General features: G+C 66.8%; 15 protein-coding genes. 13 read left to right on the forward strand and 2 right to left on the reverse strand.

Annotated elements, in window-relative coordinates; genetic code table 11:
• Nucleotides 1-105: 105 nt before the first annotated feature.
• Genes ACXMYJ_RS09565 through ACXMYJ_RS09575 form a run of 3 tightly spaced genes read left to right on the forward strand, consistent with a single transcriptional unit; the run spans nt 106 to nt 2,522 of the window.
• A complete protein-coding gene (locus ACXMYJ_RS09565) occupies nt 106-1,044 on the forward strand; it encodes a crotonase/enoyl-CoA hydratase family protein (RefSeq protein WP_460355688.1) in 939 nt (312 codons plus the stop codon).
• A gap of 9 nt (nt 1,045-1,053) precedes the next feature.
• On the forward strand, nt 1,054-1,767 hold the full coding sequence (locus ACXMYJ_RS09570) for a PaaX family transcriptional regulator C-terminal domain-containing protein (RefSeq protein ID WP_460355720.1): 714 nt from the start codon (nt 1,054-1,056) through the stop codon (nt 1,765-1,767).
• Nucleotides 1,764-2,522, forward strand: a complete 759-nt coding sequence (locus tag ACXMYJ_RS09575; protein ID WP_443188120.1) for a crotonase/enoyl-CoA hydratase family protein — start codon at nt 1,764-1,766, stop codon at nt 2,520-2,522. Before ACXMYJ_RS09570 ends, ACXMYJ_RS09575 begins: the two co-directional genes overlap by 4 nt.
• A 6-nt stretch (nt 2,523-2,528) precedes the next feature.
• Here ACXMYJ_RS09575 and ACXMYJ_RS09580 read toward each other — a convergent pair whose 3' ends face one another.
• Both ACXMYJ_RS09580 and ACXMYJ_RS09585 read right to left on the reverse strand, forming a co-directional pair.
• Entirely contained in the window at nt 2,529-2,939 is a 411-nt protein-coding gene (locus ACXMYJ_RS09580; protein ID WP_260757204.1) for a DUF3060 domain-containing protein, read from the reverse strand.
• A 2-nt stretch (nt 2,940-2,941) separates the two neighbouring features.
• Entirely contained in the window at nt 2,942-3,268 is a 327-nt protein-coding gene (locus ACXMYJ_RS09585) for a DUF3060 domain-containing protein (RefSeq protein WP_260757952.1), read from the reverse strand.
• Nucleotides 3,269-3,386: 118 nt separating this feature from the next.
• On the opposite strand from ACXMYJ_RS09585, the gene ACXMYJ_RS09590 reads away from it, so the two are divergent.
• The 10 genes from ACXMYJ_RS09590 (at nt 3,387) to ACXMYJ_RS09635 (ending at nt 12,446) form a co-directional block, all read left to right on the forward strand.
• A complete protein-coding gene (locus tag ACXMYJ_RS09590; RefSeq protein ID WP_460355691.1) occupies nt 3,387-3,938 on the forward strand; it encodes a DUF3558 domain-containing protein in 552 nt (183 codons plus the stop codon).
• A gap of 1 nt (nt 3,939) precedes the next feature.
• Complete coding sequence (locus ACXMYJ_RS09595) at nt 3,940-4,470, forward strand: DUF3558 domain-containing protein (RefSeq protein WP_460355694.1); 531 nt, start codon at nt 3,940-3,942, stop codon at nt 4,468-4,470.
• Nucleotides 4,471-4,526: 56 nt separating this feature from the next.
• Entirely contained in the window at nt 4,527-5,102 is a 576-nt protein-coding gene (locus ACXMYJ_RS09600; RefSeq protein WP_460355696.1) for a TetR/AcrR family transcriptional regulator, read from the forward strand.
• Between the two features lie 285 nt (nt 5,103-5,387).
• On the forward strand, nt 5,388-5,762 hold the full coding sequence (rpsL, locus tag ACXMYJ_RS09605; protein WP_003929602.1) for a 30S ribosomal protein S12: 375 nt from the start codon (nt 5,388-5,390) through the stop codon (nt 5,760-5,762).
• Nucleotides 5,762-6,232 (forward strand): 30S ribosomal protein S7, encoded by a 471-nt coding sequence (gene rpsG, locus ACXMYJ_RS09610; RefSeq protein ID WP_260757240.1) that lies wholly within the window; start codon nt 5,762-5,764, stop codon nt 6,230-6,232. Before rpsL ends, rpsG begins: the two co-directional genes overlap by 1 nt.
• A gap of 81 nt (nt 6,233-6,313) precedes the next feature.
• A complete protein-coding gene (gene fusA / locus ACXMYJ_RS09615; protein WP_460355706.1) occupies nt 6,314-8,416 on the forward strand; it encodes an elongation factor G in 2,103 nt (700 codons plus the stop codon).
• Between the two features lie 82 nt (nt 8,417-8,498).
• Nucleotides 8,499-9,689 carry an elongation factor Tu gene (gene tuf / locus ACXMYJ_RS09620; RefSeq protein ID WP_067961228.1) on the forward strand — a complete coding sequence of 397 codons (1,191 nt, stop codon included), beginning with the start codon at nt 8,499-8,501 and terminating at the stop codon, nt 9,687-9,689.
• A 212-nt stretch (nt 9,690-9,901) separates the two neighbouring features.
• The gene (locus tag ACXMYJ_RS09625) at nt 9,902-10,699 is read left to right on the forward strand and encodes a cutinase family protein (protein ID WP_460355723.1); all 798 of its coding nucleotides are present in this window, start codon (nt 9,902-9,904) and stop codon (nt 10,697-10,699) included.
• A gap of 25 nt (nt 10,700-10,724) precedes the next feature.
• Nucleotides 10,725-11,546, forward strand: a complete 822-nt coding sequence (locus ACXMYJ_RS09630) for an SHOCT domain-containing protein (protein ID WP_460355710.1) — start codon at nt 10,725-10,727, stop codon at nt 11,544-11,546.
• A gap of 48 nt (nt 11,547-11,594) precedes the next feature.
• Nucleotides 11,595-12,446, forward strand: coding sequence for a mycofactocin-coupled SDR family oxidoreductase (locus ACXMYJ_RS09635; protein WP_460355712.1), 852 nt, complete (start codon nt 11,595-11,597; stop codon nt 12,444-12,446).
• Nucleotides 12,447-12,569 lie beyond the last annotated feature (123 nt).

Raw genomic sequence — 12,569 nt, forward strand, 5'->3', positions numbered from 1 at the left:
CGAAATGGCTGTTACGGCTGTTGTGCGACTGTCGAAAAAACGTAACATGAAAGACATGCCAGATACCCAGCTAGAGGACCTCAACCCGACAATGGTCAAAACCTGATGACCCACGCGATCAGGCCCGTCGACTTCGACAACCTGAAGACGATGACCTACGAGGTCACCGACCGAGTCGCCCGTATCACCTTCAACCGCCCCGAGAAGGGCAACGCGATCATCGCCGACACGCCCCTGGAGCTCTCGGCGCTCGTCGAACGCGCCGACCTCGACCCGGACGTCCACGTGATCCTGGTATCCGGCCGCGGGGAAGGCTTCTGTGCGGGTTTCGACCTGTCGGCATACGCCGAGGGATCCTCGTCGGCGGGTGGCGGCAGCCCCTACCGCGACACCGTGTTGTCCGGCAGGACCCAGGCGATCAACCATCTGCCCGATCGGCCGTGGGATCCGATGGTCGACTATCAGATGATGAGCCGTTTCGTGCGCGGCTTCTCCAGCCTGATGCGGTGCGACAAGCCGACCGTGGTGAAGATCCACGGCTACTGCGTGGCCGGCGGCACCGACATCGCGCTGCACGCCGATCAGGTGATCGCCGCCGCGGACGCCAAGATCGGCTATCCGCCCACCCGGGTGTGGGGTGTGCCCGCGGCGGGCATGTGGGCCCACCGGCTGGGCGATCAACGCGCCAAACGTCTTCTGCTGACCGGGGATTGCCTCACCGGCGCACAGGCCGCCGAGTGGGGCCTGGCCGTGGAGGCCCCCGACCCGGCCGACCTCGACGACCGCACCGAGCGACTGGTCGAACGGATCGCCGCCGTGCCGGTCAACCAGCTGATCATGGTCAAGCTCGCGATGAACAGCGCGCTGTACAACCAGGGCGTCGCCAACAGCGCGATGATCTCGACGGTGTTCGACGGTATCGCCCGCCACACGCCGGAGGGGCACGATTTCGTCGCGCAGGCCCGCGAACACGGCTTCCGTGAGGCGGTGCGTCAACGAGACGAACCGTTCGGTGACCACGGCCGTACCACCTCCGGGGTGTGACCGATGCGGATGACGGCCCGCTCGGTGGTGCTGAGCGTGCTGCTCGGCGCCCACCCGGCGTGGGCGACCGCCGCCGAATTGATCCGGCTCACCAGCGATTTCGGGATCCGGGAGTCGACGGTGCGGGTGGCCCTGACGCGCATGGTCGGCGCCGGAGACCTGGTGCGGTCGCAGGACGGCTACCGGCTCTCGGACCGGCTGCTGGCCCGCCAGCGCCGACAGGACGACGCGATCACCCCGCGGCGGCACGACTGGGACGGTAGCTGGACCACTCTGATCATCACCAGTGTCGGCACGGACGCCAGGACCCGGGCCCAGTTGCGGAACTCTTTGCAGGACAGGCGTTTCGGTGAGCTGCGGGAGGGTGTCTGGATGCGCCCGGCGAACGTCGATCTCGACCTCGGCGCCGACATCACCGCACGGGTGCGTGTGCTGCGGGCCCGCGACGGTGACCCGGTGGCGCTGGCCGCCCAACTGTGGGATCTGGCCGGCTGGGCGGCGCGCGGACGGGAACTTCTCGCCCGGATGGCCGCCGCGCGAGACGTTCCACAACGGTTCGTGGTCGCGGCGGCCATCGTGCGTCACCTGCTGACCGATCCGGTGCTGCCCGACGCACTACTGCCCGCCGACTGGCCCGGCGCGCCGCTGCGCGCCGCGTACGAAGACTTCGCCGCCGAGATGGTCTCGCGGCGCGACGGTGTGGAACTGACGGAGGCCCGATGAGTGTGAGGGTGGAGAAGAACGGCGCGGTGACGACGGTGGTGCTGGACCGCCCCCGCGCGCGCAACGCCGTCGACGGCCCGACGGCGCTGGAGCTGCACGCCGCGTTCGAGGAGTTCGACAAGGACGAGTCGGCCGCCGTCGCCGTGCTCTGGGGCGACAACGGAACCTTCTGTGCCGGAGCCGATCTCAAGGCGATGGGCACGCCGCAGTCGAATCCGGTGCACCGCACCGGACCGGGGCCGATGGGGCCGAGCCGGATGGTGCTGTCCAAACCGGTGATCGCCGCGATCAGCGGATACGCCGTCGCCGGCGGGCTGGAACTGGCGCTGTGGTGCGACATGCGGGTGGTCGAGCAGGACGCCGTGATGGGGGTGTTCTGCCGTCGCTGGGGCGTCCCGTTGATCGACGGCGGCACCGTGCGACTACCGCGGCTGATCGGGCACAGCCGAGCGATGGACCTGATCCTGACCGGCCGCGCGGTCGATGCCGACGAGGCCTTCGCCATCGGCCTGGCCAACCGGGTGGTGCCGAAAGGGCAAGCGCGGCACCGGGCCGAGGAACTGGCCGCCGAGCTGGCCGCCCTGCCGCAGCAGTGCCTGCGGTCGGACCGGATGTCGGTGCTGAGCCAGTGGGGCATGTCGGAGGCCGAAGCGATGGACGTCGAGTTCGGCAGTCTGTCGCGGGTGGCGTCCGAATCGCTGGAGGGCGCGGCCCGGTTCGCGTCCGGCGCCGGCCGGCACGGCCAGAAGGCGTAGGAGCGGTCAGCCCTTGGTGATGCTGTTGTTGCTGCCGGTGTCGTTGACCTTGGGATCGCCGTCGCGATAGGTGACTGTGTTGTTCAGCCCGACCACGGACAGCTCGGTGTCCACGCGGTCGATGGAGATCTTGTTGTCGGCGCCGCCGATGTTGACGTTCGCGCACGTGCCGACCACCGTCAACGTGTTGTTGGAACCTCCGACATTCAGTGACTTGCCGTCGGCGCAGTCGATCTCCGCGGTGGTGCCGAACGACCCGTAGTTGATGGTGTTGCCGATCTCGACCTGCGCCCCCGACGTTCCGGCCGTCGCCGTCGGCCTATTGGTGTCGTCACTGGTGGATCCGCATCCGGTGAGTACCACCGCGAAGGTCGCGGCGCCGGCAAGTCCGAGAAGTGGCAGGCGACGAAGCAGCATGCCTAGGCGGGTACCCGATCGATGCGGTTTGTCATCCCCAATTCGCGGCCGCGGTCCCACAGGACCGGCTCGCCGTTCTTGTAGAACACCGTCTGATCCCAGCCGTACACCGTGATGTCGTTGATCACGTTGTCGGCGATCACCACGTTCGACGAACCCTGGACCGTCACCGCCCAGCAGGTTCCGAGCGCGTTGATCCGGTTGTTGTTGCCCAAAACGATCAGCGTGGCTTGATTGCAGTCGATGGTCTGCTCGATGCCGATCCCGGTGATGTGCGTATCGCCGTTCTTGGCGTGCGCCGCCGGATTCACCGAGGCCAGTGCAGCCATCACCACAAGTCCGCTCACCGTGCACAGACGCCCACCAACCGATGAAGTCACACCGGCAGCCTACGACGTCGCGCGCTCGCACTGTCGGGGTTCACCAAGACAGGTACCGTGAGCTGCGATGCTCCGGGTGATTGGTGGTGTCGGACGGTCCCTCGCCGTGGCGCTCGCCACGACGGCGACGGTTGCGGGCTGTGCGCAGACCGTGACCGGCACGGCGCAGCGTCCCGACGTCGTCGCCGTGGACGCCGACCGGAGCTACGGCTACCTCGAGAACCGCTGCGGCCTGCTCGACGACACCACCGTCGCGGCCATGCTCGGCGCCGACGCGATCACCCGGCCCTACAGCGGGGCGGTGTGCCAGTACATCCTCTCCCGCCGCGGGGCTGGGACGGCGACCGTCGACGTGACGTTCTCCTGGTTCGACGCCGGGAACCTGCAACGCGAACGCGACCTGGCCGCCGCCCGCGGCGCCGCCGTCACCGACGTCGTGGTCGAGCGGCACAAAGCCTTCGCCGCGCGCCGCGACACCACCGGGGCCGCCTGCTCGGCCACGGCTGCGGCGGGCTCGGGAGTGCTGAGCTGGTGGGTGCAGTACCGGGGGCAAACCACCGGCGATCCGTGCATCGACGCCGAGAAACTGCTGTCGGCGACACTGCGCTCGGACATGTGACGTGAGCATTCGCATCACCGCCCGCCTCTGCGCGGGCCTGGCGATCGGCGTGCTGCTGGCCGGATGCGGCGGGCCCGAACACGACGGCGCGGACGGGCCGGCTGTGCCGACGGGCGGTGCGGGCTTCGAGAGCGTGGATTGCAACGGCATCACCGACGGCGACATCGCCGCCGCGGCCGGCCCCAACCTCTACGTCCCTGCGGTGGTCAGTGACGCCGGCTGCTTCTGGCAGGAGGACACGATGGCCGACGGCGTCGGCGCCGGCATGGGCATCTCCACCTGGTGGTACCGCGGCAGCGACATGAACACCGAGCGGGAACTCGAAGAGCGCGCCGGCCGCACCCTGACCGAGATGACCGTCGACGGCAACAAGGGGTTCAAGGCCTTCGACGACACCGCATGCAGCATCTACGTGGCCAAGGGTGCCGACGTGATCACCTGGTCGATCCAGACCATGAACGCCACCACCATGCCCGATCTGTGCGGGGTGATCGAACAACTGGCGCAGCTCAGCCAACAGCGGGTGAACTAGAGTTGCTCGCTGGCCCGGCTGATCCCGGCCGACAGACCGACGCGAGGGGGAGTGGCATGGCAGCTCGGCCGCCGCGATCCGCCAAGCTCAGTCGCGACACCATCGTCAACGCCGCCCTGACCTTTCTGGACCGCGAGGGCTGGGATGCGCTGACCATCAACGCCCTGGCCAATCAGCTCGGTACCAAGGGGCCGTCGCTGTACAACCACGTGCACAGCCTCGACGACCTGCGCCGCACGGTGCGCATGCGGGTGGTCGGCGACATCATCGAGATGCTCAACACCGTCGGGCAGGGCCGTACCCCCGACGACGCGGTGATGGTGATGGCCAGCGCATACCGCAGCTACGCCCACCACCACCCGGGCCGGTACTCGGCGTTCACCCGGATGCCGCTCGGGGGCGACGACCCCGAGTTCACCGAGGCGACCAGGGCCGCGGCGGCGCCCGTCATCGAGGTGCTGGCCACGTTCGGGCTGGAGAGCGACGCCGCGTTCCACGCCGCGCTGGAGTTCTGGTCGGCGATGCACGGGTTCGTCCTGCTCGAGATGACCGGGGTGATGGCGGGCATCGACACCGACGCCGTGTTCACCGACATGGTGGCCCGGCTGGCCGCGGGTATGCAGCTGCGCTGAGCAGTAACGATCGCAGATTCGCAGGTCAGCGGGTTTTGTTGAGGTATGCGGCCCTGGTATTGTGGACGTTCGTGCCTGGCTGATACGGCTCAGCATGCCTGTACGCCGGGCGAATTCGCATGTCTCGCTCTCGCGGGGTGCCGTGAAACTGTCCAGCAGTCCGCGGCGGCCGCATGCGACACGCCCGGACGCGGGGTAACCCGCGCGGGCATAACTGCAGTACAGAGAACTTAAGACGAACCAAGCACGCACGTCAGAACGACGAGGAACAGAGAAAGCCGGTACATGCCAACCATCAACCAGCTGGTCCGTAAGGGTCGCCGCGACAAGATCGCCAAGGTGAAGACCGCGGCCCTCAAGGGCAGCCCGCAGCGCCGCGGCGTGTGCACCCGCGTGTACACCACGACCCCGAAGAAGCCGAACTCGGCACTTCGCAAGGTCGCGCGCGTGCGCCTGACCAGCGCGGTCGAGGTCACCGCATACATCCCCGGCGAGGGCCACAACCTGCAGGAGCACTCGATGGTGCTGGTGCGCGGTGGCCGTGTGAAGGACCTCCCGGGCGTGCGGTACAAGATCATCCGCGGGTCGTTGGACACCCAGGGCGTCAAGAACCGTAAGCAAGCCCGCAGCCGCTACGGCGCGAAGAAGGAGAAGAGCTGATGCCGCGCAAGGGACCCGCGCCCAAGCGTCCGTTGGTCAACGACCCGGTCTACGGGTCGCAGCTGGTCACTCAGCTGGTCAACAAAGTTCTGCTGGACGGGAAGAAATCGCTGGCCGAACGCATTGTTTATGGTGCGCTCGAACAGGCTCGCGAGAAGACCGGCACCGACCCCGTGGTCACGCTGAAGCGGGCCATGGACAACGTCAAGCCGGCGCTTGAGGTGCGTAGCCGCCGTGTCGGTGGCGCCACCTACCAGGTGCCCGTCGAGGTCCGCCCGGACCGCTCGGTGACCCTGGCCCTGCGGTGGCTGGTCAGCTTCTCCAAGCAGCGTCGCGAGAAGACCATGGTCGAGCGCCTGGCCAACGAGATCCTCGATGCCAGCAATGGCCTGGGTGCCGCCGTCAAGCGGCGCGAGGACACCCACAAGATGGCTGAGGCCAACCGCGCCTTCGCGCACTACCGCTGGTGATCGCACGCCCGCGGGCACTGCTCGCGGGCGTGAGTAACCACAGCTGACAACAGCAACGATCAAGCGAGAGAGAAGACTTCCGTGGCACAGGACGTGCTCACCGACCTCACCAAGGTCCGCAATATCGGCATCATGGCGCACATCGATGCCGGCAAGACGACGACGACCGAACGCATCCTCTTCTACACCGGTATCTCCTACAAGATCGGTGAGGTGCACGACGGTGCCGCCACCATGGACTGGATGGAGCAGGAGCAGGAGCGGGGTATCACCATCACCTCGGCTGCCACCACCTGCTTCTGGAACGACAACCAGATCAACATCATCGACACCCCCGGCCACGTCGACTTCACCGTCGAGGTGGAGCGCTCGCTGCGCGTCCTCGACGGCGCGGTCGCGGTGTTCGACGGCAAGGAGGGTGTCGAGCCGCAGTCCGAGCAGGTCTGGCGTCAGGCCGACAAGTACGACGTGCCGCGCATCTGCTTCGTCAACAAGATGGACAAGCTGGGCGCCGACTTCTACTTCTCGGTGCAGACGATGAAGGACCGCCTCGGCGCGAACGTCGTCCCGATCCAGCTGCCGATCGGCTCCGAGGGTGACTTCGAGGGCGTCGTCGACCTGGTCGAGATGAAGGCCAAGGTGTGGCGCGGCGAGACCAAGCTCGGCGAGAAGTACGACGTCGTCGACATCCCCGCCGACCTTCAGGAGAAGGCCGAGGAATACCGCACCGCGATGATCGAGGCCATCGCCGAGACCGACGACGACCTCATGGAGAAGTACCTGGGTGGCGAAGAGCTCACGGTCGAGGAGATCAAGGGCGGTCTGCGCAAGCTGACTGTGACGAGCCAGGGCTACCCGGTGCTGTGCGGTTCCGCGTTCAAGAACAAGGGCGTGCAGCCCATGCTCGACGCGGTCATCGACTACCTTCCGACCCCGCTGGACGTTCCGGCCGCCGAAGGCCACGTCCCGGGCAAGGAAGACGAGATCATCTCGCGCAAGCCGTCCGCCGACGAGCCGTTCTCCGGCCTGGCCTTCAAGGTCGCCACGCACCCGTTCTTCGGCAAGCTGACCTACGTGCGCGTGTACTCGGGCAAGGTCGACTCCGGTTCGCAGGTCGTCAACTCGACCAAGGGCAAGAAGGAGCGGCTGGGCAAGCTGTTCCAGATGCACTCCAACAAAGAAAACCCGGTGGACACGGCCAGTGCCGGTCACATCTACGCCGTGATCGGGCTCAAGGACACCACCACCGGTGACACGTTGAGCGACCCCAACGACCAGATCGTGCTGGAGTCGATGACGTTCCCGGATCCGGTCATCGAGGTCGCCATCGAGCCCAAGACCAAGAGCGACCAGGAGAAGCTGGGCACCGCGATCCAGAAGCTCGCCGAAGAGGACCCGACCTTCAAGGTGCACCTGGACCAGGAGACCGGCCAGACCGTCATCGGCGGCATGGGCGAGCTCCACCTGGACATCCTGGTCGACCGCATGCGCCGCGAGTTCAAGGTCGAGGCCAACGTCGGCAAGCCGCAGGTGGCCTACCGCGAGACCATCCGCCGCAAGGTCGAGAAGGTCGAGTACACCCACAAGAAGCAGACGGGTGGCTCCGGTCAGTTCGCGAAGGTGCTCATCGACCTCGAGCCGTTCAGCGGCGAGGACGGTGCCACCTACGAGTTCGAGAACAAGGTCACCGGTGGCCGCATCCCGCGCGAGTACATCCCGTCGGTGGATGCCGGTGCGCAGGACGCGATGCAGTACGGCGTGCTCGCCGGCTACCCGCTGGTCAACGTGAAGGTCACCCTGCTTGACGGCGCGTTCCACGAGGTCGACTCGTCGGAAATGGCGTTCAAGGTGGCCGGCTCCCAGGTGCTGAAGAAGGCCGCGCAGGCTGCGCAGCCCGTCATCCTGGAGCCCATCATGGCCGTCGAGGTCACCACGCCCGAGGATTACATGGGCGACGTGATCGGCGACCTGAACTCCCGCCGTGGTCAGATCCAGGCCATGGAGGAGCGGAGCGGTGCCCGTGTCGTCAAGGCACAGGTTCCCCTCTCGGAGATGTTCGGCTACGTCGGCGACCTTCGGTCGAAGACCCAGGGCCGGGCGAACTACTCCATGGTGTTCGACTCGTACGCCGAGGTTCCGGCGAACGTGTCGAAGGAGATCATCGCGAAGGCCACGGGTCAGTAATCTGGCCCGGGTCTTCGGACCACAACTGAAGAAACCAACCTGCTTTAACCAAAGCACCAACACAGTCCAGGAGGACACAGAAGTGGCGAAGGCGAAGTTCGAGCGGACGAAGCCGCACGTCAACATCGGGACCATCGGTCACGTTGACCACGGCAAGACCACGCTGACTGCAGCAATCACCAAGGTTCTGCACGACAAGTACCCCGATTTGAACGAGTCGCGCGCATTCGACCAGATCGACAATGCGCCCGAGGAGCGTCAGCGCGGTATCACCATCAACATCTCCCACGTGGAGTACCAGACCGACAAGCGTCACTACGCACACGTCGACGCCCCCGGTCACGCTGACTACATCAAGAACATGATCACCGGTGCCGCCCAGATGGACGGCGCGATCCTGGTGGTCGCCGCCACTGACGGCCCGATGCCGCAGACCCGCGAGCACGTGCTGCTGGCCCGCCAGGTCGGCGTGCCTTACATCCTGGTGGCTCTGAACAAGGCCGACATGGTCGACGACGAGGAGCTCATCGAGCTCGTCGAGATGGAGGTCCGCGAGCTGCTGGCCGCCCAGGACTTCGACGAGGAAGCCCCGGTCGTCAAGGTCTCGGCGCTCAAGGCGCTCGAGGGCGACGAGAAGTGGGTCAAGTCGGTCGAGGAGCTCATGGAGGCCGTCGACGAGTCGATCCCGGATCCGGTCCGCGAGACCGAGAAGCCGTTCCTGATGCCCGTCGAGGACGTCTTCACGATCACCGGCCGCGGCACCGTGGTCACCGGTCGCGTCGAGCGCGGCATCATCAACGTGAACGAGGAAGTCGAGATCGTCGGCATCCGTCCCGACACCACCAAGACCACGGTCACCGGTGTCGAGATGTTCCGCAAGCTGCTCGATCAGGGCCAGGCCGGTGACAACGTCGGTCTGCTGCTGCGCGGCATCAAGCGCGAGGACGTCGAGCGTGGCCAGGTTGTGGTCAAGCCCGGCACCACCACCCCGCACACCGAGTTCGAGGGCAGCGTCTACATCCTGTCCAAGGACGAGGGCGGCCGCCACACGCCGTTCTTCAACAACTACCGTCCGCAGTTCTACTTCCGGACCACGGACGTGACCGGCGTGGTGACCCTGCCCGAGGGCACCGAGATGGTGATGCCCGGTGACAACACCGACATCTCCGTCAAGCTGATCCAGCCCGTCGCCATGGACGAGGGCCTGCGCTTCGCGATCCGCGAGGGCGGCCGTACCGTCGGCGCCGGCCGGGTTACCAAGATCATCAAGTGATCTGACGCTCAGCCAACGAAAGTGGCGCTCACCCGAACGGGTGGGCGCCACTTTTGTGTGGGGGAAGCCGTGTAACGCCCCCGCCGACAAGTCCGATGTATGGTGCGACGGCTGTCGAGGGGTCGGCCGGGTTCGAAGTGAAGAGGTTCGTAGTGAGCAGTTCTGGCATTGCCGCAGTCGCGGGCGCCGCCGTTCTCGGCGGCGCTGCCATCATGGGCCTGACGGCCGGTACGGCATCCGCCCAGCCCGCCTGTCCCGATGTCCACTGGATCGGCGCCGCCGGTTCCGGCGAGCGCGCCGGTGACCTGTCCGCCGACGCGGGCATGGGGCGGGTCGTGTACAAGTCCTACCGCGACTTCGCCTCGCTGGTGCAGCAGACCGGCCGGACGATCACCGCCGAGGCCGTGAACTATCCCGCCACCGAGGTGCCCGAAGACGGCGGCATCCTGGACTGGGCCGGTTTCATCGGCAGCGTCGACACCGGCACGGTCGCACTGGGCCAGCAGTACCAGGCGTTCGTCGCGCAGTGCCCGTCCACCCAGGTGGTGCTGGCCGGCTACTCGCAGGGCGCCATGGTGGTGCACCGCAATCTGCATTCTCTCGATGCCAGCCCGAACCTTGCCGCCGCGCTGCTCGTCGCCGACGGCGACCGGCTGCCGCAGGATCCGACCGTCAATATCGGCTCGGTGGTGTCCGTCCCGGGCGCGGGCAAGGGTGTGGCCCAGGACTGGCCGATCCTCGCCCATGCGCCCGCGCCGCTGCCGCCCACGATGGGAGCCCGGACGATCAGCGTGTGCGACCTCGGTGACGCGGTGTGCGACTACGACCCCGACGCCGACGACGAGATGAATCCGGCGGCGGTCGCGGTCCACACCAGCTACGCCCGCCGGGCCAGCGCGATGGATCCGTGGACGATGCCGCTGTACCAGCTTGTGGCCCATGCGCCGGCGCCCAGCGCCCCCGTGCTGCCCGCCCCAGCGGCTCCTGTGCAGGTAACCGCAGGCTCCTGACCCGTTCTGCGGTCATAATCACCGCATGTCGACTTTCTGGCGATATGTGAAGGTTCAGCTCTTCGTGCTGCTCTGCGGCATCGTCGGTCCGATTTTCCTGGTGATCTACTTCGCGACCAGCGGCGACCCGCTGATGAAGTGGATGTTTTGGGTCGGTCTTCTGATCACCGCCGTCGACGTGCTGATCGCGTTGGTGATCACCAACCTCGGCATCCGCTCCGCGGCGAAGAAACAGGCGCTGGAGGCCTCCGGCGTGCTGGCCCTGGGCCAGGTCGTCGGCATCCACGAGACCAACACCCGGATCAACGATCAGCCGCTGGTCAAGCTCGACCTGCAGGTGTCCGGACCGGGCATCACGCCGTTCTCGACGCAGGATCAGGTCGTCGCGTCGGTGAGCCGGCTACCGATGATCACGAGCCGCAAGCTCGCCGTGCTGGTGGACCCCACCACGAACGACTACCAGATCGACTGGGAGCGTAGCGCTCTGGTGAGCGGGATGATGCCCGCGACCTTCAGCATCGCCGACGACAACCGGACCTACGACCTGACCGGCCAGACCGAGGCGCTGATGGAGATCCTGCAGGTGCTCAAGGCCCACGGCATCGGCGTGGACAGCATGATCGACCTACGGTCCAATCCCGCGGCGCGCCAGCAGGTGCAAACCATCGTCCGGCACGCCGCCGCCCAGGTGCCGCCGCCGGTTCCGGCGGGCGGGACCTATGCTCCGCCGGCCGCGGAACCAACCGTCGCGCAACGCCTTCAGCAGCTGGACACGTTGCGCGCCACCGGTTCGATCACCGACGACGAGTACGCCGCCAAGCGCAGGCAGATCATCGCGGACCTGTGATCACCGGACTCTAGAACACGTTCTAATTCTGCTGTTAACCTGATCCCCATGGCATCAGGTGCACCCCTCGAAGGTCGCGTCGCGCTGATCACCGGAGCCGCGCGCGGTCAGGGCCGCGCGCACGCGGTCCGGTTGGCGACCGACGGCGCCGACATCGTCGCGATCGACGTCTGTAAACCGATCTCGGAGACCGTCACCTATGCGATGCCGACGGCGGAAGACCTGGCCGAGACCGTGCGTCTGGTCGAGGCGACCGGTCGCAAGGTGCTCGCCCGTGAGGTCGACATCCGTGACCTGGCCGCCCAGCAGCAGCTGGTCGCCGATGCCGTCGAGCAGTTCGGCCGGCTGGACATCGTGGTGGCCAACGCCGGGGTGTTGAGCTGGGGCCGCATCTGGGAGATGTCGGCGGAGCAGTGGGACGCCGTCGTCGACGTCAACCTCAACGGCACCTGGCGCACCATCCGCGCCGCGGTGCCGGCGATGATCGAGGCGGGCAACGGCGGCTCGATTGTCATCGTCAGTTCGTCGGCCGGGTTGAAGGCCACCCCGGGCAACGCGCACTACGCGGCGTCCAAGCACGGGCTGGTGGCGCTGACGAACGCGCTGGCCCTGGAGGCCGGGGAGTTCGGTATCCGGGTGAACTCCATCCATCCGTACTCCATCGACACCCCGATGATCGAGAAGGACGCGATGATGCAGATCTTCTCGAAGTACCCGACCTTTCTGCACAGCTTCGCCCCGATGCCGTTCAAACCGGTGGCGCGCGACGGCAAGCCGGGCCTGCAGGAGTTCATGACGGCCGAGGAGGTCGCCGAGGTGGTGGCCTGGCTGGCCAGCGACGCGTCGGCCACGATCTCGGGCTCGCAGATCGCGGTGGACCGCGGCACGATGAAGTACTAGGAGTCTGCTGAATTAATCCGGCGTGGTGGCGGGGTTTGTGGCTGGGTTCTCGAGATGATTAATGGATGCAGGGGCATTCTGAGGATCAGCGTGAGCTGTTGGATGCGGAGTCGGTTGCCGGGC

The sequence above is a fragment of the Mycobacterium sp. ZZG genome, from assembly GCF_054786995.1.